The following is a 26,537-nucleotide window of genomic DNA, read 5'->3' on the forward strand; positions in this document are numbered from 1 at the left end:
GTAGACTAACGTTTCTCAATGAGGGATTTGTAGAAATCAAGCTGTTGCTGAGCGATCGCTTTATTGGTGTATAGCGACATCGCTCGATCGTATCCTCGCTTGGCGAGTTCAACCGAGAGGTCGGGTTGGCTCATCAGTTGTAAGAGGCGATCGCGCAACTCAGCCGCATTGCCTTCAGGGAAGGTCAGGCCAGCCTGATCGATCACAAAAGGAATTTCACCCGAATCGGAGCCAACAACGGGAACCTGGCACGCCATCGCTTCGATCAGCACATGTCCAAACTGCTCCTTCCAGCCCACTGAGGTGAATGTCCGAAACTTATCCGTGGTTTCCGAAGGCAGGACTAGTGTGTTCATCAGGTTGATGTAATGGGGCACCGTATCGTGGGGCACGCTCTCAACCCAAATCAAGCGATCGTGAATCCCATCGGCGATCGCCTGTTGCATCAATGTCTCTTTCAGGGGACCACGACCTAATAACAGCCACTTCCACCGTTGATCCTTCAATCCCGCCAATGCTTTACTGAGCGTGAGCAACCCCTTCTCTTCTACAAATCGCCCCACAAAACCAACCACAAACTCACCCGGTTGAATACCCAACTGAGCCGCTAATTCTGGTCGAGGTTGCGGACGAAACAGACTCTCATCCACTCCCAATTGGGGCAATACTCGTGCAGGTCCGTGATATCCCCGCTGGCGTAAAATCTCGACCCCATCCTGGTTTCCGGCAATCAGACCATCCGTGTGGCGGAGATTATAAGCTTCTAGCCACGAGATTGGAAACTTGAGCTGATAGGGAATATTCCACCAGGTGAAAAATACGTTCTTGGCATTTAGCCCCAACAAGCGGTTGAGGGTAATAAATTCAACATAGCCCAGTGCCTTAGACCCCTGCTCCACTTGAATCACGTCAGGGCGAAACTGCCGCAACAATGACACTAAATCCAGTCCAAAGGTGAGTAACCCCTGATTGTTTTCACTCAAGTTCGATACCGGGACAATTTGAAATGCACCCTCTTGTTTGAGTTGCGTTTCTATAATCTTGTTTTGGACTCCTCCCGGTCTCCAGCGTCGAGGAACCACAACGGTGACTTCAATCCCCGGCTCCAACGCTGCCATAGCTCTGAGCTTTTCACAGTTCAGATCAACAATATAGGTATGACTTGCAACCAGGATTTTCATAGAGAATAAATAATGAACGAGGGGTCATTAGAATGTGAACCGCTAACTCGATCAAGATCAGGCTTCACAACATGAGGGACTTGTCAGTAACTGGTAAGCGACTCGCAACAGTGAGTGAGTCACAACGAGTGAATTGCAACAGTTAGTTACTGACAACCGATTGTGGGCTGACACGAGGTGAGGCTTGTTGCTGCGTCTCCTTATCTTGTCGCGTGTAGATTTGTCCGTCATCCCACAGTGACTTGACCAGGGTTAGCAAGGCTTTGCCAAAGCCAATCAGGTAAAAGAAAAAGCGGGTGACAATCTTGATGGGGGAGCCACTTTTGTGACAGGGGGGTCGTCCCAAAACGTGACAATCAAACAAGCGGGCAAACAACCGCAGAGCTTGCAGAGCTGTCAGGTTCTTTAAGCCCATCAAGAAATGGTTGTGATAGAAAGTGATCTGGTATTTGAGCGATCGCGTCGTGATGTCATGGCACCCCCCTGTCTCTTCGCCCAAATGCACCAGATTAGCATCGGGATCGTACCAAATCTGATAGCCCGTCTTGCGAATTCGCAGACAAAAGTCAGACTCTTCCCGCACCGCACTGCCCCGGAACCGTTCATCAAACCAGACGTTGTGCTTCTCAAAAATGTCGCGTCGATAAGACATATTACAGCCCCGCGCCGTCAACACTTGTTGCGGTTTGACCGTGTGGACTAAATCAATGTGATACCAGGCAATCCCTGGGTCCATCGCTTCCGGTGGCAGGTAGTCAATGGTTAGATCACCACCAGAGTCCGCCAACTTCATCCGGTCAAAGACCCGTCCAGCAACTGCTCCTACCTCTGGGCGTTCCACAAAGTTCTTGGCATGGGCAGCTAAGAACCTTGGGGGCAACAGCACGTCGTCATCTAAAAAGAGGAGAATCTCACCTTGCGATCGCCGCACGGCGTAATTCCGCGCCCCCGGCAGGCTTGCCCAGGTGACCTTAAAAAGGCGAATTTTTTGGGCGGCAGCCAACTCATTTAAGTAGTTCTCAGTTTCAGGCTCGTGGGTTTGAGTCTGGTCAACTACGATCACCTCATAATTGGGGTAGTCCTGCTGAAGCACATTCTCCAACGTTTCCCGCAAGATCTGTTCGCGGCGGTAAGTCGGGATGATGACAGAAATTGGAGGTGAAGCCACAGATTTATCTCCTAAGTCCAACGGGATCAACGGTCAAAGGTAAACGCTTGCGTGGATATCTCAGTCTAAGAAAATCCCTGCCTTCGTCGGAGGCGGCTCTTTTTCCTGGTCACAGGTTGAACCTGTTCTAGTGCCTCCCGTTTCTCATCTCGCTCGATTTCAGGCAGCCTCAACACAACCCCTGCAAAGAACCAGTAGTACACAGCTACCGGGTCTACATCTAACGGGTAGTAGTAAGTGTTATAGCTAATGAACAAGACGAACAGCCACAGTGCAGCCCCATAAGGGCGCAAACTCGTATCTTTCACTGAGCGATAGGCCTTGAATGCAATAACGACAAGGGTTGTCACGACTACTAAAAATGCCAACGCCCCAAATGGACCAATCTCGTAAATTAACTTGGGATAGTAGGTTTCGACGAGTTGAGTGTTACCCAGCGATCGCGCTGAATTCGTCGCTCTACCTAACCCATTGCCTAAAAAACCATTCTGAGATGCCATCGCCCATCCAAATTGGCTTGCAATAAAAGCATGAGGCGGTGAGGCTTCCCAACGACCCTGGAAACTTTCAATCCGTTCCTGCAAAATCGCGGGGTTATTAACGGCAATGATGCTTAAAAGTCCTCCTAAAACCACCGCAGTCGGCAAAAATCGCTTGAGGTAAATAATCTGACCTGTGAGAACTAACAATAACACCAGAGCCACAGGCACAATTCCTAGAGCAATACGTTGACCTGATAAAACAGACATGACAACAACCGAGCCAAGGGAAACCAGGCTCAGCGTCCGCCACAAAGGTTTAGGGTCATTAAAGGCAGGGGCAAAGGCTAAAAAACCACTAGAGATCAAAAACCATCCCCATTGCCAGGGAGCTACAAACGTTCCCGGTAGGCGAATCTGACCATGTTGAGGGCTATATAGTAAAGCACCCCCCACAAAACATCGAGCACCTAAGCTGGCTTTAAACAAATCTTCCCCGGTTGCAAATTGAGTCCCTTCACATCGCCCTGTTTTGAGAAAAAGGTATTGCACAAACGCGAGGCCACAGGCAACTAGAACTAGAACAACCGTCAACCGCATCAAAAACATCAAGTCTTTTCGGTTGCGAATTAAGTAATAGCCACAGACGATCAGTGGAATGTAGCCTATCAAGACTTTAAGACCTAGAATGCCCATCCCTAGGGGATTCTCTAGAACCAACTCGTTACCCACTTCAAATTCCGCTGGGTTGAGTTGCTCTGCCCCATTGACGAAGGTCAATGTCAATAGGCAAAAAGTTAACAAAATCATGAGGGGTGGCACTAACCCTTTGGGAATCAGTAAGGGCAGTTGCTCTCGACGACAATATTGCACCACACCAAACAAAGCTGGGATGTAAAAACCATCCTTAGCCAGCTGAAGCAATGGGCTATTACCAATTAAGTAAGTCACAGTGCCGCCAAAGGGCAAGTAGATCAGGAAAGCCCATAATGCTTGGCGTGGATATTTAAAGGAGAGGGTCGTGCAAAGTAACCCGACCGTAACACCGATCGCAGGCTTAACACCACTCGTGAGACCTACCAGAAAACCGATGACAGCCGCAAATAGAAGCGCAAGGGCTGTAAAGACAATTAACTCCTTACGCAATCGTTCGGCTTTACGCTTTTGTGCCAAACGTTCTTTAAGAGTAAGCTCAGCCTTTTCAGTAATGACTGGTTCACTCTGTTGAGTTCGCCTGCGTCTTGTTCTCACCATAATGTCACAGTCTAAGAGTATGTGCTGAAAGAAAACCCGCAGCGACCGAGCCACTATCGGTTATATGGTAATCAATGCCCCCGAAACATCACTAGCTATCGTACCGATCTTCATCCATTCTTTGAATTCATCTACTGATCCCTCAGTAAATAGCAGAGCTTTTCAGGGAGTTTGTAAAAATGGGATGAAGGCTCTCGTATGGTTTGGTCTATGACAAACAATCATCTTGCAAATCCTGATATTATTGGGCTTCTTCCCGCTGGGGGACAGGCAACTCGGATTTCTCCACTGCCCGTTAGTAAGGAGCTATATCCTATCGGGTTTCATGCCATTGGAGCAGATGGTAAACTGCGTCCCAAGGTCGTCTGCCATTATCTCCTAGAAAAGATGCGCTTGGCGGGAATTCATAAAGCATTTGTGGTGCTGCGTCCCGGCAAGTGGGATATTCCAAGCTACTTGGGTGACGGGAAGGGCTTGGATATGCGCCTCGGTTATCTGACAATACATGTGCCATTTGGGATTCCTTACACACTAGATCAGGCTTATCCCTTCATTCAGACTTCGTTCGTCGCTCTGGGGTTTCCCGATATCCTGTTTGAGCCACAGGATGCCTTTGTCCATCTGGTAAAGCATCAAGCAGCAACTCAGGCAGATGTGGTTTTAGGGTTGTTTCCAACGGAACAATATCAAAAAGCAGGAATGGTAGATGTAGATGCAACAGGTCGCGTCCACCACATTATTGAGAAACCTAAGTTCACAGAGTTGAAATATATGTGGGCGATCGCCCTCTGGACACCCACTTTCACTCACTTTATGCACAACTACTTGGCAGCCATTCCCCCAGAACATTGGCAACAACCAGGTCAACGAGAGCTACCCATCGGCGACGTGATTCAAGCCGGAATTAACGCTGGGCTAAGCGTTGAGGCAGAAATTTTTGAACAGGGGATGTACTTAGACATCGGGACGCCAGACGATCTCATCCGAGCCGTCCACCAATTTACTCCATCCCTTGAAGCATAGACTGGAGATCAATCTTCCTCTGCGGCTGCTCTGGCGGCATCCTCTGCTGCCTGAATCGCCAAGAGCAACTCTTCTTCTTGCGCTTCAAAGTCTTCTTCCGAAATGTCTCCCATGTCAAACGCCAGTTGCAGTGCCAGGAGGCGTTTACTCAAGTTTTCTTTATCATCCAGTTCGGCATCTGCCCGTTCTAAAATCTTTTCAGCGATCCAATTCATGCCTGAAATTGGAGCGGTAACTGGGGTTAAGAGTAGGTCAAGAAACATCCAAAATCCTCCAATCAGGTTCAAATCAACCAGCAGTCGGAAATAGGCAACGGCTCTGGTTGCTATTCCCTATCCTTTACTTGAGCAAAGTTATATGGGGCTGTGAAGTTGTTGTAGCGAATCTTGAGGCGACCCTCGAATTGCAGGTCAAGCTGCTCGACCTGCTCGCCAAACTCAGCTTCCGCATCCCAGGGGATGAGATATGCGGCGTTGTAGATCATCGTGTCGGTTAGCACATCGTTCTCGGCAACTTCAACTGCCAGTGCATTAAGGTTGGTTTGAAATACCTTGATAATGCTTTCCTTACGGGTGGTCACAGCCTGCTCAATGGCTTGCCCAATTTGCACGACCTGATCCATGCTGAGTGGCTTACCTTCGTGGCGATCGCGCTTAATCCGTAATTCCTCATCCTCCTGCATCAGTGTTTCCAATTCGGCACTTTGATCCCAAAATACCTTGACCCCAACCTCGCGCTTTCCATCCAGCTTCACAAACAACTGCTTCAAAGCGTTGCCCTGAGGGGTAATTAACTGCTGCTCCACCGAATTCCAATTCTCAATAATCAGCCCAAATTGCAACGGCAGCAGCGTTCGATAGCCTTGTTCCATTGCCTGTTCCAACACTCTCTCATGACCCAGCAAGTTCTTACGACTGGCGAGATAGCGTTCCTGTTGAGCCTCTGAATACAAAAACACAAACTCATCAATGGTGTGCGCTCCCACGGGCTGTTTGTCCAGACCTTCTAAATCTAGATCTTGAGGACCCGGCAGCGGAAAAATTCCATACAAGTAAAGCCCATATCCCATAATTCACCCTCTCAATGCTGGCAGGACACCATACTCTAATACTTCCCTACTCCCTACCGCATTGCTCACACCCAGTCAGGACATTAGACTTTTCTCAAATCAAATTTGTGGATCACGAGGGGGAACCGAAGAAATTGGCTTAGACGTGAGAACCAATCGCAGTTTTGCATGAATTAAATTCAACTGTGCCAACCCCAAATCCACGTCACCCTCCACAACCACCCCGGTGTTCAAGAGGCGATCCAGTAACTCCAAAATCGAGGGATTTGTCGAGGTTTCTCCAGGATAGTAGCCACTGCCCTTGGGTAGTAAAGTACCAATTTCACCCAAATCAATATTTAAATCAGCCGGATCAATCTCAAATACCTCACACAACGTAACAACTTGCTCCTCTAACTTACGCAAGCTATCGGCTGCCCGCTCCAGATCAGCATCACTCAACTCCCCTGACTCCATACGACGAATCACCTGTGCCTCCATCAATTGACGCACAAGCTCCACTACTGTTAACAGCAATGGAGCTAGTCCGGCGTTTGGTCCCTGATGGGGTTGTAACGAATCGCCAGGGGAAATTTGAATGGGTGAATCAGACGGCATGAATTAAGCTTAACGCTGACGAGACTGTTCGAGTTGTCTCAAAAATTCTTTCTGGTATTGGACAAAGGCAGTATGCCACTCTCGAAATCGCCGTTCCCCATCGCGGACAAGCAGTTGGCGATAGTGCTCTGAGTCAATCGGTTGCTGATTTTTGGAATAAAGCGGTTGATCTGTCGTTAGCATCATCTTGTCTCCCGGTTGTACCAACTATGTTTTAGCCATTGACGACGAGACTCTTGCATCTGGATCTCAGCATAACCTGCCAGAATGCGGCTCTGCTCACCAGTGTGCGTCTTCAGTCGAGATCCCCCTGAGCGAAATCCCCGAACTAGCTTAGCCGTCGGAATTTGCTTCATCGATTTAATGGTGATCATGCTCGATCTCTCGCTATGTCACGACAATAGATCTCTTGCAAACTATAGTGTTCACAAATTGTTTGTGAATCCCTGCACCCCGTTCATATCTCAGTTGGGATGGCTATAGTTCTTTAAAAGAGACCTAATAACGGTAGAAAACGGTAGAACCTGATAGTTGTGTTTCCCTTAAAAAAGGGCTAAAGGCTCATAGCCCTCAGCCCTAAATCTAGGATGCTGCCCGGAGAGCTTTTAGCTCTGTCTCCAGGCTTTCAATGCGGGATTGGAGTTGACGATTTGCCTCCAGCAATTGATAGGATTGCCCACTCAAATAGGGGTCACTTTCCCACCAATTAATGCCAATTTCCTTAGCTTTATCCACCGACGAGATCAGGAGACGGATGCGAATACTCAGGAGTTCTGTAGAACCCACTGAAACAGAAATATCTCCTGCAATGACAATGCCCTTATCAAGAACCCGTTCTAACACGTCAGCTAGAGTAGACCCTGAAGTAGACGTTGTAATTGTGCGATTTGGATTTGTTGGAGTTCGTTGAACTGTTGCAGTCATAGCCCTCACCCTTCATTGGAGGTACTGAGTCGATAGGCGGACGCACCGTTTGTACCCTTGTGCGTTAGTAATCCTTTCGCTGTTAAAGAGCGCAGTGCGTTAACCGTTTCATAACGACTGATGTTCAATGCTGCTTCAATTTCTGAAGGACGAGCATTGTGCGACGCTTGCAAATAGATATAAACAGCCTGCTCGTGAGGCACATCTTCAACAAAGGTAGGGGGGATTGCCTCCATATCGACCGTTGAGGGTGGTAGTGTCTCCTCGGTCGGTGTTTGGATAGCAGGCTCTGAATCAACTACTGTGTCTAAAGCAGGCTCAGCACTCGGTTGAACCAACGTTTCTAAGGCAGGCACATCTGTTGTAACAGCGACCTGCGGCTGATTCTCGTGGTCGCAAATCAAATCGTTAAACAGTTGCCATAAAACCTGAGTTGATTCATGCAACGGTAGCCCAGCACGCGATAGCAATACATCCTGACAGATGTCGCGAAACTCTGGGTTTTCTGGCAGAGCAACGATACCGTGCTCATGGCAAACCTTCGCCAACATCAAGCAAGACCGCAAGCCAGAGGTCTTCTCCGCGTTAGTGCGAGTCCGAAATCCTTTGACTAGCCGTACAATTGTCAGTGCGCTCTCCCGATCAATCCCCGTCTTTTGAACGGCAATTTCCTGTTGAGTCAATTCATCTGGCTCAGGCATGTTGATAGTGATTAGACGATCCATCAACGCATCCTGAGTATCGTGAACTCCACAATATTCCTCTGGGTTTGAGGTAAAAATTGCTCGGAAGTGAGGATTGACTCGAATATATTCGGTGCGGTTGTTGCTGGGTGGCAACACCAACAGCTTTTCCTCCAGTGCCGACAACAGGACATTGTTGACTTCTGGGCGAGAGCGGTTGAACTCGTCGTACACCAGAGTAAAGCCTTCTCGACATGCCAGCGTCAGGCGAGAATCAACCCAATTTTGCCGCAATTCGTCTTCAACTTTAACCACACTGTGAATAAAGTTATCGACGACTTTTTTGCGAGTATAGCCGGACTGATTACCGATCAGGTCAGAAGTCTTGAACTCGTCATCACCAAACAACAGCATGATGGGACGACTTAACAAATCGGCTAAATGCAACGCCAGGGTTGTTTTGCCTGTTCCGGCAGGACCGCGCAAATGCACCGAAAAGCCAGATTGAAGATAGCGTAGGGCACGGGTTGCAACTCGTTCAACAGCGGGGGTGTTGACGAAACGACGGGGGCTGGCTCGTAAAACAGTAGTCACAGACTAGCTTCCTCTTGAATTAGGTAAATGCGATCGCGTTGTGTAATCAAACCTTTTTTAATCAGGGAACGGAGAGCATCCACTGCCTGGAATCGGTTAATTCCCAGAGCTGACTCAATCTCAGTCAACCGTGCCCCTTGCACCTGATGGACGTGGTTATAAATTTCTTTTTCCAGCTCAGCAGCATCCAAATGCACAGGTTTAGGACTGGAAGTGCTAACCACTGTTAAAACTTCAGGTTGGGCTACCACGGATTCAGCAACTGGCGTAGGAATGCTCGCAACGGGTTCAGCAACCGCAACTACAGGTTGAGGCTCCACAATCACAGGTTGAGCTTCAACTGGCGATGCGACAACGGTTGGAGTCGGAATGCTGGCAACGGGTGCTGGAGCGGTTTTAGCTGCAATGGGTTGAACGGCTGGTGCTGATTTCACTGGAGGTTGCACCACTTTAGGAGCCGGTCTTGTTGCTACAATCACTCTGCCTCTAGATGGCAGCTTAGGCTGTGGCTTTGGTTGCGGTTGTGGCTGAGGTTTTGCCTGGGGTTTGGCTTGTACTTTGGGTTGTACCTTAGGTTGGGTTGGAGTTGCTGTGGGTTGAGATGCTCCTTCACCACCCCAAATCAGCGATCGCAGGTTGACACAATATTGCCGCAGCTCTGCTCTGAACTCCGATAGTTCCTGGAACATAGTATCCACTTCCGTGATACGCCGTTCCCGATCCTGTTGCAGCATTTGTTGCAATTGCTGGGCGCGGTCTTGTCTTACAACTTCTAGTTCAGAGAGATAGGTTTGCACATCGGTACGCAGTTCTTCAACAAAAGCCGCAAGTTCTTCAACAAGCTGTGCTTTTACCTGAAGCCGCTGTTCCCGATTGGCGACCAGCATATCTTGGGTTTCAGCCTGGAGTATTTGGACTTCTGCTTGAATTTCTTGCATTCTTGCCTGCAATACCTGCCGTAGCGTCGCAACTGATGTGATCAGACGGGCATGAAAACGACTTAAATCTTGAGTCAACTGCTGTGCCATGAGAGAGCGATCGGCAGCACTGGCAGCTAAAAATTCAGCAGTTTGATATTGTAATACTTGCACAAAGTTGCGAAGCAACTGAGTCAATTGCTCAGCTTGAGCTTGACGTTGCTTACTGGCATTAGCCAGAAATGTTTGAGTTTCGTGTTGTAGTTCTAATTGAAATAGATTGAGGTCATCCCGGAGCTGAGATGCCATTTCTTGGCGTTCTTGCTCAAATGAGGTGAGGATGTCTCGCACTTCTTGTTTACGCAGTAATACTTCTGCTTGGCGTAGTCGTCTCTGCTCTTGCCACAGATCTTTAAAGGCAGTCACGGGAATTTCCTCCTGCGAGGCTAGGAATAGCGGTTACGATGCAAGGTTTAGGGGAGCCATTGGGCTGGCTCCCCCAGAAATCACTATGCAGAGGGTACTGCTGCTTGAGCGGTTAAACCAACAGCTTCTGCGTACTTCAGGTAGGTTTCTACTGAAGCAATAACAACACGAGCTTCAATAGCCAGTAATTCAATACCAACTAAGGAAACACGAACCCAAGCATCAACCACGATTCCTTTGTCGAGGATGCGGTCAACAACTTCAGCCAAGCTAGAGGAAGAGTTTACTTTTTCAACAGCCATGATAAATCACCTAAAACAAATTACATGCGGGGACTAATATGTCTTACTCTCTTACTGAAGAGACAACAGAAACCTGAATTCTCAGAACAAGATGGGCACACAAACGCAGCAAAAATTACAGCATGAATGCTGAAGAATCTGCTTTGCGAATTGATGCACCTAGTAAAAATACTGAATCTGTTCAGGAATGCCGGAACTTCTGTTTGCGACATTGCTCCAGTTTCAAGAGCGAGTTGCCTTTTGAATCGGGCTAGCGATTTGCTATTTCGCTCTGATCTTGGAGTTATTCAAAGCATTCCCACTTCTTAGAGACGTCTAACATCAGGAACAAAAAAAGAATTAAGTTTAGATAAACCCTAACTATTTTTGTTGCTGATTATGTGCAAATCAAAAACGCTCCAGAAGGACAGGAAAACTAGGCTGATTCAATTGAGAAAAAGTCCATTGTTTAGATCTATTTCTCCATTGATTGCTTTTATATATAGTGTGTTCACAAATTGTTCGTGAACCAGGAAGTGCGAGAGCTTCTTCCTCAACCAGGGGTTCCACCCCTGCACCCCGTTCATCTCTCGTTGAGATGTCTATATATAAGAAGCACAGCCTAGTGAACTTTTCTAGAGGTACTCTTTGAATCCGGATAGTTTTGATAACCGATTCTTTGGAGGTTATTCTTTGACTCGCCGTTCAAACTCTGCACGAGTTGATTCAACTAGTGTTAAAGCCGTTTGATAAATTTCTGCATGGTCTTGCTTTAACCAACTGAGTAAGCGGGAGAGTTGAGCGTTTCTCAGCTCCAAGTCCGTTTGAAAGATAGCAGCCGTTGCCATGTGAGTAGCGTATTCGGGGGGATGTCCTTGCGAGACAAAGCTAGCAGTCAATACGGTAAGAGCTTGTTGACGGACGACGTCGATGGGTTGTTCGGAGAGCATAGGAGATAAGAAGGGAGTAGGGAATGGGGAGTAGGGAATAGGGAATGGGGAGAGACGCGATTAATCGCGTCTGTACGGGGGATGGAGAAAAATTGGGAGCAACGTGATAAGTGTATCGAGAGGAGATTCTATTCGGATTGCATCAGCTTTTGCTCACAGAGTAGCTGATGGGCAGCAGCAAAGTCAGCGTTGGTGATGCGGATCGTAGTGGGGTCTGTTTGTCCTTGAGCGCGATAGCGACGAATGGCTTCCAGGGCAGCTTGATTGCTGAGGAGAGCCAGATCAGCCCCGTTCCAGTCTTCTGTTTGGGTTGCCCAATCTTCGAGGTTGACGCTAGTGAGGGGACGATCCTGGTTGTGGACTTGCAGAATCGCAAGACGACTGTTGAGGTCGGGAAGATCGACTTTGATTTGTAAGTCTAATCGTCCGGCTCGAAGGAGGGCTGGGTCGAGGGTTTCGGGGCGATTGGTGGCTCCAATCAGTAAGACATTGAGGCATTCGTGTAAACCATCGAGTTCGGTGAGCAATTGACCTACGACGCGATCGCTCACGCCTGAATCCCCTTGAAAGCGTCCACGGGCAGGAGCCAGGGTATCAATCTCATCGACAAACACTACACAGGGAGCGGCTTGTCGAGCTTTGGTGAAGAGTTCTCGAACGGCTTGTTCGGCAGCCCCAACCCATTTGCTGAGGAGTTCAGGTCCATTCACCGCAATAAAGTTGGCGCGTGCCTGGGAAGCAACGGCTTTTGCCAGGAGGGTCTTGCCTGTGCCGGGAGGTCCCCACAGGAGAATGCCACGGGGGGCTTTTGCTTGTGTCTGTTGATAGAGTTCGGGATAGAGCAGTGCCCCTTCAACGGATTCCTGCAAGGTTTGTTTAACGGTTTCCAATCCACCGATTTGATCCCACGGCACATTGGGAGCCTCGACCTCAACCGATCGCAACACGGAGGGTTTGATTTCCCTTGCGGCTTGCAGGAAATCGGTCTGAGTTACGGTCATGGTATCGGGGATGGGTTGGTCGAGGGATGGAAGCTGTCGCCGCAGGGCTGTGTAGGCTGCTTTTTGGCAGAGGGCTTTGAGATCTGCACCGACAAAGCCAACCGAGAGATCGGCGATCGCCCCTAAATCTACAGAATTATCCAGTGGCATAGCGCGAGTCTGGATACGGAGAATTTCCAGACGACCGTCGCGATCGGGCACTCGAAAATGGACTTCGCGATCGAAGCGACCAGGACGACGTAGGGCCGGGTCGAGGTGATCGGGACGGTTGGTTGCGGCTAGAACGACCACGCCTTTGGTTTGAGCAAAACCATCCATCAAGCCCAGGAGTTGTGCCACGAGCCGTTTTTCGACTTCCCCCTCGACTTTGGAGCGATCGGGGGCAAGGCTGTCAATCTCGTCAATGAAGACCAGACAGGGAGCCGCTTTTGTGGCTTTCTCAAATACTCCCCGGAGCTTGGCTTCCGCTTCTCCGTAGTACTTGCCCATGACTTCGGGACCGACGATCGCAATGTAGTTGACCCCTAATGCCTCTGCCAGGGCACGGGCGGTGAGGGTTTTTCCGGTACCGGGAGGGCCGACCATTAAGACCCCACGAGTTGGTTCCAAGCCCATTTTGGCCAGCAAATCGGGGCGTTTCAAGGGAATCTCGACCAGTTCTCGCAGTTCCCGCAAGACTTCAGAAAGTCCCCCAACGTCCCCCAAAGCAGCCGTAGGAGAGGCTTCTGGCGGAGGGGGTGGGGTAATCACCGTATCGTCGGTCGCTGAGGTTGGTTCTTCTCCGGATGGGTTGGTGCGGATGCGACTTGTGCCGATTCCTCCGGGAATGTTGCCTCGACGGGGAATACTACTAAGAGGGCGGGAGTTAATTTGAATGTCGGCTTTGAGTTCTCCCTTTTCCGCTTTTTCTTCCAACGTCTTGGCGAGTTCTAAGAGTTGTTCAAATCCCTTAAATAAGTCACTCATTGCTGTATGTTGCGCTGTGGTTTAAGTGTATCTATCCCTGTGAAATGGGTAGGCTGTGTATGTATGACTCTTCATCTTTGGGGATTGTCAACCGGAGAATAGGGAGCGATCGCCACAAGATCCTGCCAGAAGAGGGATAGATCAACATCAGTATTCCCATCGTCTTGTTCAGACTCATGCATTCATTCAATCATCTTCATCTAGCCATGTTTAGCGGCAAGGGCGGAGTGGGTAAGACGACTCTCTCTTGTGGGTTTGCGCGTCATTGGTCACAGCAGTTTCCAGGCGATCGGGTTTTGCTGATTTCGACCGATCCGGCTCATTCCCTGGGTGATGTGTTGCAGGTTGCGGTGGATGATACTGCCCATCCGCTGGTGGATCTGCCGAATTTGCAAGTGCGGGCGTTGAATGCTCAATCCTTGTTGCGAGAGTTTAAGGCGCAGTATGGCAAGGTGTTGGAGCTTCTGGTTGAACGGGGCAGCTTTGTGCAAGGCGAAGATCTCAGTCCGGTGTGGGATTTGAGTTTTCCGGGGTTGGATGAGTTGATGGCGGTTTTGGAAATTCAGCGGTTGTTGCGCGATCGCATTGCTGATCGAGTCGTCGTGGATATGGCTCCGAGCGGGCACACCCTGAATTTGTTTAAGTTGATGGATTTTTTAGATAACTTTTTGGGTGCGCTGGATCTATTTCAGGAGAAGCATCGGGTGATCAGCCAGACCTTTACAGGACGCTACATTGAAGACGAGGCGGATCAATTCTTGACCGAGATGAAAGCGGATCTGACGTCTGGGCGATTGCTCCTGCAAGATGCTGAGCAAACAGCGTGTTTTGTGGTGGCGATCGCGGAACCATTGAGCCTGTTGGAGACAACCCGCTTTTTAGATGCACTGCAAACGCTCCAGATTCCGTTGGGAGGAATTTGGGTGAACCACTTGCTTGAAGCAGATTCCAGTCAGGCAGATGAAACCTGGAGTCGGTATGCCCAACAGCAAAAACTGCTGGAACAGTTTCTCGATCTGGCGATAACTCATCCCGTGTTTGGTGTGCCGCAGCAAGTGAAGGAACCTGTGGGGGCGATCGCTCTGGACAGGCTGATGCAGCAAGCTAGCGTCGTCACGGGCGATGCCTTGAAGCATCCAACCCTGAACATTGCCGTTGAGTTTCCAGCGAAGATTTCCCCAGTTTTCGATGACTTTATCCAGGCAGGGCGACGACTCGTGCTGGTCGGTGGCAAAGGGGGAGTGGGGAAAACCACTGTGGCAGCCGCGATCGCCTGGGGTATGGCAACCCAACATGGCGATCGCAACGTTCGGGTCATTTCCATTGATCCGGCTCATTCGCTGGGCGATGCACTGGGGCGATCGTTGGGACACAATCCGCAATGGCTCATGCCTAACCTGAGTGCTCAAGAAATCGATGCCGAAGAGGTGCTGACCCAGTTTCGAGAAGAGTATCTGTGGGAACTGGCGGAAATGATGAGCGGCGATAATCAGGAGGATACCAGTCTCAGCATTGCCTATGGGCCGGAGGCGTGGCGGCAGATTGTCTCGCAATCCTTGCCGGGAATTGATGAAATGCTGTCGCTGCTGACGATTATGGAATTGCTGGAGAAGAATGAGCAAGACCTGATTGTGTTGGATACGGCTCCAACAGGGCATCTGTTGCGCTTTTTGGAGATGCCGACAGCCCTGGGCGATTGGCTCGCCTGGATCTTTAAGTTGTGGATTAAGTATCAGGATGTGGTGGGTCGCACCGAATTTATGGGGCGATTGCGGACGTTGCGGCAACGGGTGATGCAAGCACAGAAGAAATTGAAGGATGCCCAGCACACCGAATTTATTGGAGTGATGCAAGCCCAATCTGCAATCTTGGCAGAGGCGACTCGCCTGACCGAAACTTTGAGTGACATGGGCATTAGCCAACGGTATGTGGTGCAAAATCGGTTTGAGGCAGGCCAAGAGACCGTGAGCGATCGCTTTCCCCATCAAACCGTGGTGCGACTGCCTGTGTTACCCGTGGCGATCGCCCCTCAGGATCAGATCAAAGCTGCTGCACAATGCCTGTTTTGAGAGAAGGCATCGGGAGGAGCGTTTCGCAAAACGCCGTACGGTACGAAACGAACTTGCCTTAAACGAACGTCAGTTCGGTTTAAGAGTCCGGCGAATGAATTCGCGGCTACTAGAGCGAAGTCCGCCGACGCGGACTACGGAAAATGCCGGATCTAACGAACCGACGCAGGTGGGTTTTGCTCCGATAGCTGCGGTTTTAACCGCCGAAATCCTTATCCCGAATTCACGTTAAACGAAATGATAGGGCGGTAAAGCGTTGCCCAGGCTAATACTCCAGAGGGTACAGAGGTCTTGCCATTGCTGAATCTGGTTCTGCAAGGTGATTTCATGGGTGCGATCGGCTAGCAGGTAGACCCGCTCTACACCGTCTTTGGATTCAGAAAGGGTGTGATGAAAGGATTGGGCGATCGCCTCTTTGACCTCGTCTAACTCCTGCTGTCGCTGGTGTTGCTGCTCTAGCTGAGACTGGTAGCGTTGTTTTTTGGCTAAGAAGTAGTCTTTGCCTTTGATGTCAGAGGAAATTTCTGGTTCGGCTTTCTCAACGGGAATAAATTTGAGGACATACTCTGCCTGTCCTTTGAGTTGAGAAAACTTATCCAGATAGAGGGAATGGTTTGCCTCTAGATGTTGAAGCAACCCCGCTTCCGAGACAAACTGAGTGCCAAACCGCAGCGGCAGGATATCCGCCTGCTGGAAGACCTCTTGCAAGACGCGATCGTGGGCAATGATGGCTTGCAGGAGTTGGCTATCGTTTTGTTGCAATTCCTCAAACGCTAACCCTGGCTCAACCAGAGCACAAAGCTGTCTTACCTCAATCAGGTGCAATGAGCCTGTGATACCCGTGGGTAGTTCCAGGGGCTCAGCAGAGTGAAGCAAGAAGGCATAGGTGTAGATTCCCATTTTTAGAATGGAATATCGTCATATTCTGCGTCACTACTAGAAGCAGAATAGGTGGTTGCTTTAGCGGTAGAGGGTTCTGCGACGGTTGATTTGGCTGTAGCTGACTTGCTGGCTTTAGGAGCTGCACTGCGTGCTTTAGGAGCACTGTCGGTAGTTGGGGCAGGTTTAACGGAAGTGGTGCTAACGGCAGCCCCTGCTCCAATTTTATGAATCCGTTGAGCGGTGAGTTCGGCACGTTTTTCTTTAAAACCTTCGGGGCGATCGACCGTATTGATGTTGAGCCGCCCTTCAATCACGATGCGATCGCCCTCGTGATATTTCTCCTGAATCTCTTGTGCTAAGTTACCCCAGCCCACAACACGCAGAGTTTCTGGCGGAGAGTCTTCGCGGAGTCCGTCAAACTGCACCATCATTTCAGCGATCGGGGTTTGGTTATCCGATGTATAGCGCAACTGCGGTTCTTGAATAATCTCTGCCATTAAAATAAAGCTGTTCATAACTCCAGCACCTCTTAATATTCCACTCAATATACACTTCAACGTATCGAATCAAAGCACCAAATCGCAGAGATGTAGTACCAAAGTACTATTTTAGCAAGGGAAATTTACAACTGGAAAGGGCTAATACAGGATTCAGGGCGGCAAGAAACACTAATTTTGGGCTAGGGGTGAAGCACTCGATAGAACAACCTGGTATTTCATGACGGATCGTGGATTTAATAAATCCGCAAACTGTACGGGCGGGTTTAGCAAATTAATTTGCACTCTGCCATGGATGTGATAGCAAAACCCGCCCCTACTTAACGTCGAACTTAATCTAACTCCCATTCCTAAGATACTTCTACGAATGACTCTTCCCGTTCTAAGAACAACTCGTCGTAAATCAGGGTGGGAATTTAGGGTGCAGGGGTAGAACCCTTTGGCTAGGGGCACAGCCCCCTATTTTCATTCAAACCCTATCTGTGAAAGCAGTACTAAGCTCTGACTAAATCGATGTCACCCTTTTCATACTCCTGTTCTTGATCGACAAATTCTTGCACATAGGCTCGGTATTCGCGGAGTGTTTCATCGACCCAACCGCGATCGTTGCTATCGGCAAATAGGTGTACCATCGGTTCGCTGGCATCCGGCAAAACTAACAGCCAACTATCGTGACGCGGATTCAGAATTTTGACGCCATCAATGAGTTCCAGATGTTCTGAGGAGTGGGTTTCAACCAGTCGCCGCATCAATGCGCCTTTGACCGTCCAGGGGCAGCGCACCGAAAGGGTTTTGTGGCAGACGCGCGGCAATTCAGCCCGGATCTGACCCAGGGTACGGCGATTATTTCCGATCTCGTCGTAGCTTTGCACTGTCAGCATTTCAATTAACTTAGCAATGCAAAACATGGCATCAAATCCGGGATGCAACTGCGGGAAGATAAAGCCCATATCTCCACTGCCGCCAAGCACTACGTCACTATTGGTATGGCAAGCCTCCATCAGAGCTGTGGGGTTAGCTTTGGTGCGAATGACTCGACCATCGTGGCGATGAGCAATCTTTTCGATCGCATTGGAGGTGTTTACCGGAACGACAATCGTGCCTCTGGGGTGTTCGGTCAAGATGAGGTGAGTCATCAACGCCGTTAGCATTTCACCCCGAATGGCACTCCCTGATTCGTCTACAAGAATCAACTGCTCACCATTGGCGGAGACCTGCACGCCAAAACTTGCCTTGAGTGCCTCAACGACGTGCCCCAACTGGTTTAATAACACTTCGCGATCGGCGGGAGAGGGAATCGTTTGACTCAGACTGGCGTTGAGGACAACCGCATCACAGCCAAACTTTGCTAACAACAGCGGCAAGACCGCTCCAGAAACCGCATAGGCGTAGTCAATCACAACCTTCGATTTGGTATTGCGTACCGCATCGACTCTCAGATGCCGTTCAAAAATCGCACTGTAAATGTCAGTGGCTTGAGAGACATAGTTGACGTTACCAATTTCTTGGATTTGAGCGCGACGAAAATCTTCTTTAAAGTAAGCCCCTTCAATTTTCTTTTCGCGTGCTTTGGAAAGGTTGATGCCTTTGTGGTCGAAGAATTCGATCAGAATGTGATCCGATCGCTCTGGGTGGATGCGGACGTGAATGCCGCCAACAACGGGTAATGTAGGCACAACGGCACGAGCAACGGGAATCGAAGCCGCCTCAAGATTGTGGATGTGGATGCCGACGGACATCAAGCCTGCGATGAGCGATCGCGACACCATGCGAGAGATGCTGCGTTGGTCACGAGAAACGGTCACATGAGAGCCGGGTTTCAACGTTGAACCAAAAGCGGCTCCCAACCGCACTGCAAACTCTGGGGTGATGTCAACATTCGCCAGACCAGAGACTCCCCGTTGCCCAAACAGGTTGCGATGAGCCGCGTGTCCCCAGATCAGATTCATATTGAGGATGGCACCCGGTTCAATCTTTTTGCTGGGCCAGATGCGGACATCGGGATTGATCAGGGCTTCCTCGCCAATCACCGATAGGGAGCCGACGATCGCCCCTTCCAGTACATGGGCACGGCGATCGACCCGCGTGCCACGAGCGGCAACACAGGCCCGCAGGTGAACCTCTTCGCCGATGATCACGCCATTCCAAATGATCGGGCGTTTAAGGTCGGCGTCTGCTCCAATCGTGACATTATCGCCAATCACCGTACCCGATTCGATCTCCACACGAGCACCGACACGGCAGTTGTTGCCAATGATCGCCGGAGTTTCAATTCGAGCCGTGGGGTCAATGTGGGTATTTTGCCCAACCCATAAACCGGGCGATCGCTCCTCATATTGCACATTGAGATTGACGCGCCGATGCAACGCGGCGTAGTGTGCCTCCCGGTAAGCATCCAGGTGTCCCACATCGCACCAATACCCATCGGCGACATAGCCATACATCGGCTCATTCTTTTCTAACAAGAGAGGAAATAGATCTTTAGAAAAATCTGATTCTTGATCAAAAGGTAAGTACTCTAATACTTCTGGTTCGAGAATATAAGTGCCTGTATTGACGGTATCGGAGAAAATTTCGCTGCTCGATGGTTTCTCTAAAAAGCGACGAATGCGATAGTTTTCATCTGTAATTACAACCCCAAACTCCAGCGGATTGGGGACATGGGTTAAAATCAACGTTGCTTTGGACTGCTTTTGCTTATGAAATCGAATCGCAGCACTGAGGTCAAAATCGGTAATGCTGTCGCCACTAATCACTAAAAATGTCTCGTCAAGCAACTCAGCTACATTTTTGACACACCCTGCTGTTCCTAAAGGCTGATCTTCCTCAACGGCATAGGTGATCTGCACACCAAAATTGTTGCCATCTTGAAAATAATCCCGCATGACATCGGGCAAATAATGCAGGGTTGCGATGATTTCAGTGATATGGTGCCGTTTGAGCAGATTAATAATGTGCTCAGCAATGGGGCGATTGAGGATAGGCACCATTGGTTTTGGCAGGTCACAGGTGAGCGGTCTAAGCCGTGTGCCTGAGCCTCCAGCCATCAACACTGCACGCATACATTCTCCTTACGATTAGCCATCTTCTTTTAAGGTAGTGGCATTAAACGGGATTGGGTGGTCAACGGCTTTCGGTATCCGTGTCAGGCGCGATCCCATCCCTCTTCAGGATCGTAACGACATCCAGGTGGATTTGGAACAGGTTATTAAACATACTTTGAGGTTTGGCAAGATTTCCGTCGGCTATCCTACACTTGAGTAACAATGCAAGCGCATTAATTGTGTAAGGCGAATTAGGAGAGACGATTGTGACTTTGTTAGGTTTACTTCTTCTAGGAGTCTATGCGGGTGGAATTTGGAAGTTTTGGACTGGATTTCATCGGACAAACTTTAGCCAGGGCAAGCTGTATCTGTCCCTGATGTGGCCTGTTTTGTTGATCGCCAATCGGTCGTATCGACAAAACTTTAATCGAGCACTAAAAGGTTAAGACCCAGAGATCTGAGGAGCGATCGCAATGGTTGGACGACAAGCAAATCTGTCTGGTTTTTTGGGCGATCGCTCCGAAGATTGGCAAGCACGAATAAACACAGTTGCCCAACGGTTTAACCGGGAGTACCGACGGGAACCCTTTGAGTTGCCCGCCGAAGTTGAAGATATGCCAATCTATCGAGAGTGGGCATCGGGGGCACTGGCAGCCCGGATTGCCTCTCCATTTTGGGAAATCTCTAAACCCTTAAAACAGCAACGTTGCCTGGATGTGGGCTGTGGGGTCAGCTTTTTGATCTATCCCTGGCGTGAGTGGGATGCCTTTTTTTACGGGCAAGATGTCAGCACAATGGCACGCGATACGTTAAATGCTCGTGGTCCTCAGTTGAACTCGAAGCTATTTAAGGGGGTTCAACTAGGGGCGGCACATGAATTGAAGTATGACGTCAACCAGTTTGATCAGGTTATTGCCACAGGGTTTAGTTGTTACTATCCTTTGAGCTACTGGCAGTTGGTCTTAGCAGAGGTCAAGCGAGTCCTAAAACCCGATGGGGTGTTTGTTTTTGATGTGTTAAGCCCAGAGGCTCCGGATGCAGAGAATTGGGCCATTTTAGAGACTTATCTGGGCGCAGAAGTGTTTTTGGAGTCGTTGTCAGAATGGCAGACCCTGCTACAGTCTGCCCGTGCCAAAGTCGTCAAAACCCTCCCAGGGGAACTGTTTCAACTCTATAAAGTGAAATTTGTGTAGTAGGAGGTTGGCATACCAACCTCCCATAGCATTACGCTTCACTCAAACCATGACTTAAATGGCTTGAATCCACTCCTTCACGTCATACTCTGTCCAAATCCCATTTTTCCAATAAGGGTCAGATTCGATGATTTGACGCACTGTGACCTCGTCTGCCGCTTCATAAATTCCGAAAACCTTGGTTAGATCCTGGGTTGGACCGATTGTAATTAACATCCCAGATTCTTTTTGCTCCTTCAAGCCATCCAGGTGCGCTTGACGAAAGGGTGCTCGCTTTTCGAGAACGTCATCACAGTAACTTCCCCACAAAATGTATTTCGGCATAGTGTCTACCAGTTGAATTAACTTCTGAGGCTGACCTGGAACTTCTCTTCCAGGGTTTCACGTACTTTCTGGTGAACAGGTTCGATGTCCTCGTCGGTGAGGGTGCGATCGCCCGCCCGATACACCAGACGAAACGCGAGACTGCGCTTGCCCTCTGGGACATTCTCACCCCGATATTCATCAAATAGCTCAACCGACTCCAGCAAAGAACCTGCGGCTTGTTTGACCGATCGCTCAATCTCAGCCACGGAGAATTGAACAGGAACAAAGAAGGCAATATCCCGGTCAGACGCAGGATAGGCAGAATAGAGCTTGAAGGTTGGGGTCAGGCTCTCCTCGGTTGCCATCTGGTCGAGCATGATTTCCAGATGCAACTCAAAGGCATAGATCTCATTTGGAAGCCCCCGTTCCTGCCGTAATTGAGGGTGCAACTGCCCAAAGGTGCCCAGGCGTTTACCACCGAGCCAGAGGGATGCGGTTCGTTCGGGGTGTAACAGAGAATTGCGGCGATCAGGCTGATATTCCACCACCAGACCCAACCGATCAAATACGCTTTCGAGGAGTCCCTTCGCCTCAAACCAGGTCATCGGCTTTTCACGCCCTGCCTGCACCCACCGTCCGCGACGAGAATCACCGCCCATAATTCCGGCGATCATGTCGGTTTCGTTCAAGCCCTCCTCATCACTCCAAAAGACTCGCCCGATTTCAAAGGCACTGAGTGCACCATTGCCTTGTTCCAGGTTGTACTGGAAGGCATCGATCAATCCGGTTAGTAACTCAGAGCGCAACGCAGAGTATTCCGTAAAAAGGGGATTGCTGAGAACAATCTGGTTAGCTTGTCCAGGTTTGACCAGAGAGTAGTGAATTACCTCGGTCAGCCCGATCGCCCGGAGAGCAGCATGAATCTTGCGGGTCAAAGCTTGCTCAATAGAGAGATAACCCGCTTCGGTCTTGTTAGGCAGGGTGTCCGAAAAGCTGTTGAAGCCATAAAGCCGAGCTACTTCTTCAATCAGGTCAATTTCACGCTCCAAGTCCCGATAGCGGTAAGGCGGAATGTTGACGTTCCACACGCCTTCCTCAACTGCTGTCAGTTGGCACCCCAAAGCCGTAAGTACTCGTTCTACATCTTCCGCTTGCAGTTCACCAATGTCATCTTCAGCTAAGGGTTTAGAGCCGTTGTTAGACGGATCGGAATTGAGATTAATTGGTCCTAACACCTGATTAATTCGGTCAAGCCGCAGCCCAATCGTACGGGTAGCAGTGGTTTGCTCAGACCGGGTATCGGCGATCGCCTGGGTCTTGATCGTGCCTCCGGCAATTTCGGTGATCAGCTGTAGTGCCCGATTACAGGCGATCGCCAACTCTGCCGGATTGACTCCCCGTTCATAGCGGGCAGAAGCTTCTGTACGGATGCCTTGAGCGCGTGCCGAGCGACGAATCGCTCCAGAGTCAAACAGGGCTGCCTCCAGCATCAAGTTCTGAGTTTCAGCGTGAACCTCTGTTTCTTCACCACCCATTACCCCTGCTAAAGCAACCGGTTTGTCATTAGCAGTGATTAACAAAGTCTGCTCGGTTAGTGTGCGTTTCTGGCTGTCTAACGTCGTCAAACCCTCACCTGCACGCGCAAGGCGAACCCCGATTGTCAGGGTTGAGGTTGCATCTCCATCGATAACGCTCAATAGGCGATCGCGATCAAAGGCGTGTAGCGGCTGCCCCCATTCCAACAACACATAGTTGGTCACATCTACCACATTATTAATCGGGCGAGTTCCAGCCGATTGCAGGCGTTGTTGCAACCACAGGGGCGAAGGGGCGATCGCCACCTGCTCCACCACGGTACCGATATAAATTGGGCAGGCAGTCGGCTCACCAATGCGTAGAGCCAACTCTTCAGGATTCGTCTCTATCTTAAAGTCAGGAATTTGGGGAAGTTTCAGACGCGCTCCTGTGAGAGCCGCAACTTCTCTGGCGATCCCAACCATGCTGAGAGCGTCTGCCCGGTTTGCCGTTGAGGTCAAATCCAGGATCACATCATCCAACCCTAAAAGCGGACGTGCATCGCTGCCCAGAGTCAGACTATCTTGAGCAAAAATGTGGATACCTTCCGATTCCTTCGCCAGACCCACCTCCGCCAAGGAACAGATCATGCCCTCTGAAGCAACATTTCGCAGCTTGCGCGGACGAATCGTGAGATCGATTTTGGGCAGGTAGGTGCCAATTGTGGCGACAGGCACATAGATATCGGCTCTGACATTAGATGCGCCGCAAACAATTGTGGAGGGAGCCTCTCCCCCAATATCGACCTGGCATACGTTGAGCTTGTCGGCATTGGGATGGGGTTGGCACTCTAAGACTCTGCCGACCACGACTCCATCTGCCCAAGTGCGTCGATCTTCGATGTCTTCTACCTCAAACCCAGCCATTGTTAAGGTGTCTGCCAACTCCTCCGGAGTCATTGTGAAATCAACTAGTTCTTGCAGCCAGTTCAATGAAATACGCATTGCTTCTTCTTGTTTTTTCGCTGAGTCAACCTGAGAATAGAGATTGAGAGAGTGTTAGGGTGTATTAGCATTGCCTGTATCACGGTCTTGTGTGGACATGTCCTGCATGGCTCACATTTGCATGACAGTGAAGGCTCCCCTATTTTACCGCTCTCCTATGCGATAGCCGTGATGAGTTGCGTAAATCAGCCGGGGTCGGGGTGATATTTTTTTGTTTCTCAGGTGAAAAATTTTAGATTTTTGAGGGTGCTTCAAGCAAAATAGGGTTAACTTTAGCAACTCTTTAAGAGATTTCCAAAGAGAATGGTGCTTCAACCCCCCTTTGTTGGAAAGATAATGATATAGAGGTGTTAAGTCTAAAATTAGCTTTTAGAATTAGCGACACCTGGCGGTCAACCAAGCGAGCGATGCCGAATGAGCTACTGCTTAAATCCAGCCTGCCCAAATCCAGAAAACTTAGCCAATACCGAACTCTGTCAAGCGTGCGGTTCTCGATTGTTATTGCGCGATCGCTACCGCATCATTCAGGCATTAGGTCAAGGTGGTTTTGGAGCGACGTTTTTGGCGCAGGATGAAGCCCTTCCCGGTGGTCCTTACTGTGTAATCAAACAACTGCGCCCAGCTGCGTCTTCATCGCACGTGCTACAGATGGCGCGAGATCTGTTTAAGCGAGAAGCCAAAACCCTCGGCAAGATCGGCAATCATCCCCAAGTGCCTCGCCTGCTTGACTATTTTGAATTTAATCAAGAATTTTATCTAGTTCAGGAATATATTAGCGGTTCTACATTGCAACAAGAGGTGAAGCGATCGGGTCCCTTTAGCGAAGCTGGGGTAAAGCAGTTCCTCAGTGAAGTGCTACCCATGCTGCAATACATCCACTCACAGCAAGTCATTCACCGCGATATTAAACCTGCTAACCTGATTCGCCGTTCTCAAGACAAAAAATTAGTCCTGATCGACTTTGGTGCTGTCAAAGATCAAGTCAATCCGGTGCGGGCAGGTGCATCAGAACAAACCGCCTTGACTGCTTACGCGATCGGTACTCCCGGTTACGCCCCTCCAGAGCAGATGGCGATGCGCCCAGTCTATGCCAGCGACATCTATGCATTGGGCGTAACCTGTATCTATTTATTGACAGGCAAATCTCCAAAAGATTTAGATTATGACCCGGCAACGGGTGAAATGCTGTGGCGAGAGCAAGTGCATATCACTGATCACTTTGCCTCAGTGCTCAAAAAGATGCTGGAAGTGTCAGTTCGCCACCGCTATCAAAACGCAGGCGAAGTCTTGCGAGCACTGGATTTAGAGCCATATCTCGACAGTTTGGCTCAAAGCATGGTGACAAAACCCAGCCGAGGTCCCCAAACCAACGATTTTGGTCCCGTGAATTCGGGTGATCTGGGCGAACCCTCTTCTCCCTCGTCCCCATCGGCACGTATGGCAGCGGCAATTCGGGCACGGCAAGCCAAATCTGCGATGACGGATTCAACCGGACTACAAACTACCGGAACCCGTCGCCGTATGGCGGTACCGAAGCCAACTTCTATGTCATCTGTAGAGCGAACCCGAGGTCCTGCTTCGAGTGGCTCTCCGACAGCCCCCAAACTGGGAGCAGATGAGGTACTAAACAGCTATGCAAAGGGTAAGCGAGATTTTACGTATCACGATCTCAGCTTGTTGAACTTGCAAAAGGCAACTCTGTCAGGGGCTAATTTCCACCAATCCAAACTACACAAAATCAACTTTCAGGGAGCCAATCTGTTTAGTGCAGATTTTGGTCGAGCCAGTCTGAGTCAGGCGGTGTTAAAAAACGCTAACCTTGCCAGAGCTTATCTCAGCCATGCTGATTTGCAGGGGGCTGACTTGCGGGGAGCGGATTTGAGTTACGCTTACCTCAGTAATGCCAACCTGCGGGGGGCAAACCTGTGTGGGGCTGATCTGACTGGAGCAAAGGTAACGGATGAACAACTGTCAATGGCGCGCACCAATTGGGCAACAGTGCATCCAAGCGGTAAGCGAGGTTTGTGGTAATGGCTGATCCAAAGGGGCAAGTGCGTTCTACTACCAAGTTGAGCAATGAGAAGTATGCCCGTCTCAGAATGGAGGCAAAAGCACCCTATCGGGGACTACGGCAGTTTGTCTATATTGCCTTTGGTGCTTCTGGGTTTATTGGAGCCTTCATTTTTCTAGTACAACTCCTGGCAGGGCGAGATGTCGCTGGGGTTTTGCCAAACTTTGCGCTGCAAGTGGGAGTCGTTGCGTTGATGATCTGGCTGTTTCGACTGGAGCAAAAGGCAAAACAGAAGGATCAATGAAATCTCTATATTTAAAGATAATTTGCGTACGGGGATCAATCTTAAGAAAATCCAGAGAAAATCGAGAACTGCTAAAAAAACTGCCAGACTGAGAAAGCTTGAAACGGGATCAGCTTAGATAAAAATCCTGACTATAAATCCCTGTGAATACTAATGCGAAGTGCCAGAAACCTCTTTGTAGGGTCTGGCACTTTGTATG

Annotated in this window: 26 protein-coding genes; 7 read left to right on the forward strand and 19 right to left on the reverse strand. The window is 49.6% G+C overall.

Features of this window, described 5'->3' with window-relative positions; genetic code table 11:
* Nucleotides 1–5: 5 nt before the first annotated feature.
* The 3 genes from hpsO to hpsL all read right to left on the reverse strand — a co-directional run bounded on the left by hpsO (nucleotide 6) and on the right by hpsL (nucleotide 4,082).
* Nucleotides 6–1,181: a hormogonium polysaccharide biosynthesis glycosyltransferase HpsO gene (hpsO, locus tag H6G89_RS03290; RefSeq protein WP_190503874.1), complete on the reverse strand. Its 1,176-nt coding sequence runs from the start codon at nucleotides 1,179–1,181 to the stop codon at nucleotides 6–8.
* A 142-nt stretch (nucleotides 1,182–1,323) separates the two neighbouring features.
* Nucleotides 1,324–2,349: a hormogonium polysaccharide biosynthesis glycosyltransferase HpsN gene (hpsN, locus tag H6G89_RS03295; RefSeq protein ID WP_190503875.1), complete on the reverse strand. Its 1,026-nt coding sequence runs from the start codon at nucleotides 2,347–2,349 to the stop codon at nucleotides 1,324–1,326.
* 65 nt (nucleotides 2,350–2,414) lie between these two features.
* Nucleotides 2,415–4,082, reverse strand: a complete 1,668-nt coding sequence (hpsL, locus tag H6G89_RS03300; protein WP_190503876.1) for a hormogonium polysaccharide biosynthesis protein HpsL — start codon at nucleotides 4,080–4,082, stop codon at nucleotides 2,415–2,417.
* A 210-nt stretch (nucleotides 4,083–4,292) separates the two neighbouring features.
* Here hpsL and H6G89_RS03305 point away from each other — a divergent pair, with 210 nt between their 5' ends.
* Nucleotides 4,293–5,105 (forward strand): sugar phosphate nucleotidyltransferase, encoded by an 813-nt coding sequence (locus H6G89_RS03305; RefSeq protein WP_190503877.1) that lies wholly within the window; start codon nucleotides 4,293–4,295, stop codon nucleotides 5,103–5,105.
* A gap of 8 nt (nucleotides 5,106–5,113) precedes the next feature.
* Here the strand turns inward: H6G89_RS03305 and H6G89_RS03310 are convergent, their stop codons facing one another.
* The 11 genes from H6G89_RS03310 to H6G89_RS03360 all read right to left on the reverse strand — a co-directional run bounded on the left by H6G89_RS03310 (nucleotide 5,114) and on the right by H6G89_RS03360 (nucleotide 13,513).
* Nucleotides 5,114–5,368, reverse strand: coding sequence for a gas vesicle protein GvpG (locus H6G89_RS03310; RefSeq protein WP_190503878.1), 255 nt, complete (start codon nucleotides 5,366–5,368; stop codon nucleotides 5,114–5,116).
* A gap of 62 nt (nucleotides 5,369–5,430) precedes the next feature.
* Nucleotides 5,431–6,174 carry a GvpL/GvpF family gas vesicle protein gene (locus H6G89_RS03315; RefSeq protein WP_190503879.1) on the reverse strand — a complete coding sequence of 248 codons (744 nt, stop codon included), beginning with the start codon at nucleotides 6,172–6,174 and terminating at the stop codon, nucleotides 5,431–5,433.
* A 99-nt stretch (nucleotides 6,175–6,273) separates the two neighbouring features.
* Nucleotides 6,274–6,771 carry a gas vesicle protein K gene (locus H6G89_RS03320; protein WP_190503880.1) on the reverse strand — a complete coding sequence of 166 codons (498 nt, stop codon included), beginning with the start codon at nucleotides 6,769–6,771 and terminating at the stop codon, nucleotides 6,274–6,276.
* A gap of 9 nt (nucleotides 6,772–6,780) precedes the next feature.
* A complete protein-coding gene (locus H6G89_RS03325) occupies nucleotides 6,781–6,957 on the reverse strand; it encodes a hypothetical protein (protein WP_190504397.1) in 177 nt (58 codons plus the stop codon).
* Nucleotides 6,954–7,145: a hypothetical protein gene (locus H6G89_RS03330; RefSeq protein WP_190503881.1), complete on the reverse strand. Its 192-nt coding sequence runs from the start codon at nucleotides 7,143–7,145 to the stop codon at nucleotides 6,954–6,956. The genes H6G89_RS03325 and H6G89_RS03330 overlap by 4 nt, the downstream gene beginning before the upstream one ends.
* Before the next feature lie 208 nt (nucleotides 7,146–7,353).
* Nucleotides 7,354–7,695 (reverse strand): gas vesicle protein, encoded by a 342-nt coding sequence (locus H6G89_RS03335; protein ID WP_190503882.1) that lies wholly within the window; start codon nucleotides 7,693–7,695, stop codon nucleotides 7,354–7,356.
* A gap of 5 nt (nucleotides 7,696–7,700) precedes the next feature.
* Complete coding sequence (gene gvpN / locus H6G89_RS03340; RefSeq protein ID WP_190503883.1) at nucleotides 7,701–8,972, reverse strand: gas vesicle protein GvpN; 1,272 nt, start codon at nucleotides 8,970–8,972, stop codon at nucleotides 7,701–7,703.
* Entirely contained in the window at nucleotides 8,969–10,315 is a 1,347-nt protein-coding gene (locus H6G89_RS03345) for a hypothetical protein (RefSeq protein WP_190503884.1), read from the reverse strand. Before H6G89_RS03345 ends, gvpN begins: the two co-directional genes overlap by 4 nt.
* Before the next feature lie 83 nt (nucleotides 10,316–10,398).
* Nucleotides 10,399–10,617 (reverse strand): gas vesicle structural protein GvpA, encoded by a 219-nt coding sequence (gene gvpA / locus H6G89_RS03350; protein ID WP_190503885.1) that lies wholly within the window; start codon nucleotides 10,615–10,617, stop codon nucleotides 10,399–10,401.
* A 665-nt stretch (nucleotides 10,618–11,282) separates the two neighbouring features.
* Nucleotides 11,283–11,546, reverse strand: coding sequence for a hypothetical protein (locus H6G89_RS03355; RefSeq protein ID WP_190503886.1), 264 nt, complete (start codon nucleotides 11,544–11,546; stop codon nucleotides 11,283–11,285).
* A 128-nt stretch (nucleotides 11,547–11,674) separates the two neighbouring features.
* Nucleotides 11,675–13,513, reverse strand: coding sequence for an AAA family ATPase (locus H6G89_RS03360; RefSeq protein ID WP_190503887.1), 1,839 nt, complete (start codon nucleotides 13,511–13,513; stop codon nucleotides 11,675–11,677).
* Between the two features lie 176 nt (nucleotides 13,514–13,689).
* On the opposite strand from H6G89_RS03360, the gene H6G89_RS03365 reads away from it, so the two are divergent.
* Nucleotides 13,690–15,582 (forward strand): ArsA family ATPase, encoded by a 1,893-nt coding sequence (locus H6G89_RS03365; protein ID WP_199336512.1) that lies wholly within the window; start codon nucleotides 13,690–13,692, stop codon nucleotides 15,580–15,582.
* A gap of 94 nt (nucleotides 15,583–15,676) precedes the next feature.
* The gene (locus H6G89_RS03370; RefSeq protein ID WP_190503888.1) at nucleotides 15,677–15,814 is read left to right on the forward strand and encodes a hypothetical protein; all 138 of its coding nucleotides are present in this window, start codon (nucleotides 15,677–15,679) and stop codon (nucleotides 15,812–15,814) included.
* Here H6G89_RS03370 and H6G89_RS03375 read toward each other — a convergent pair.
* The 3 genes from H6G89_RS03375 to H6G89_RS03385 form a co-directional block, all read right to left on the reverse strand.
* A complete protein-coding gene (locus tag H6G89_RS03375) occupies nucleotides 15,811–16,482 on the reverse strand; it encodes a GvpL/GvpF family gas vesicle protein (protein WP_190503889.1) in 672 nt (223 codons plus the stop codon). The genes H6G89_RS03370 and H6G89_RS03375 overlap by 4 nt on opposite strands.
* Before the next feature lie 2 nt (nucleotides 16,483–16,484).
* Entirely contained in the window at nucleotides 16,485–16,979 is a 495-nt protein-coding gene (locus H6G89_RS03380; protein ID WP_190503890.1) for a single-stranded DNA-binding protein, read from the reverse strand.
* A gap of 476 nt (nucleotides 16,980–17,455) precedes the next feature.
* Nucleotides 17,456–20,023 carry a mannose-1-phosphate guanyltransferase gene (locus H6G89_RS03385; protein WP_190503891.1) on the reverse strand — a complete coding sequence of 856 codons (2,568 nt, stop codon included), beginning with the start codon at nucleotides 20,021–20,023 and terminating at the stop codon, nucleotides 17,456–17,458.
* 245 nt (nucleotides 20,024–20,268) lie between these two features.
* Between H6G89_RS03385 and H6G89_RS03390 the strand changes: the two genes are divergently transcribed.
* Both H6G89_RS03390 and H6G89_RS03395 read left to right on the forward strand, forming a co-directional pair.
* On the forward strand, nucleotides 20,269–20,451 hold the full coding sequence (locus tag H6G89_RS03390) for a hypothetical protein (protein WP_190504336.1): 183 nt from the start codon (nucleotides 20,269–20,271) through the stop codon (nucleotides 20,449–20,451).
* A 27-nt stretch (nucleotides 20,452–20,478) separates the two neighbouring features.
* The gene (locus H6G89_RS03395; RefSeq protein WP_190503892.1) at nucleotides 20,479–21,198 is read left to right on the forward strand and encodes a class I SAM-dependent methyltransferase; all 720 of its coding nucleotides are present in this window, start codon (nucleotides 20,479–20,481) and stop codon (nucleotides 21,196–21,198) included.
* A gap of 54 nt (nucleotides 21,199–21,252) precedes the next feature.
* On the opposite strand, the gene H6G89_RS03400 is transcribed toward H6G89_RS03395, so the two are convergent.
* On the reverse strand, nucleotides 21,253–21,522 hold the full coding sequence (locus tag H6G89_RS03400) for a YciI family protein (protein WP_190503893.1): 270 nt from the start codon (nucleotides 21,520–21,522) through the stop codon (nucleotides 21,253–21,255).
* 17 nt (nucleotides 21,523–21,539) lie between these two features.
* Nucleotides 21,540–24,023, reverse strand: a complete 2,484-nt coding sequence (pheT, locus tag H6G89_RS03405) for a phenylalanine--tRNA ligase subunit beta (protein ID WP_190503894.1) — start codon at nucleotides 24,021–24,023, stop codon at nucleotides 21,540–21,542.
* A 414-nt stretch (nucleotides 24,024–24,437) separates the two neighbouring features.
* On the opposite strand from pheT, the gene H6G89_RS03410 reads away from it, so the two are divergent.
* On the forward strand, nucleotides 24,438–26,054 hold the full coding sequence (locus H6G89_RS03410) for a serine/threonine-protein kinase (protein ID WP_190503895.1): 1,617 nt from the start codon (nucleotides 24,438–24,440) through the stop codon (nucleotides 26,052–26,054).
* Nucleotides 26,054–26,338: a DUF3493 domain-containing protein gene (locus tag H6G89_RS03415; RefSeq protein WP_199336513.1), complete on the forward strand. Its 285-nt coding sequence runs from the start codon at nucleotides 26,054–26,056 to the stop codon at nucleotides 26,336–26,338. The genes H6G89_RS03410 and H6G89_RS03415 overlap by 1 nt, the downstream gene beginning before the upstream one ends.
* Nucleotides 26,339–26,537: the final 199 nt, after the last annotated feature.

Origin of the sequence: Oscillatoria sp. FACHB-1407 (genome assembly GCF_014697545.1) — a bacterium.
In the GTDB taxonomy this organism is placed as follows: Bacteria; Cyanobacteriota; Cyanobacteriia; order Elainellales; family Elainellaceae; genus FACHB-1407.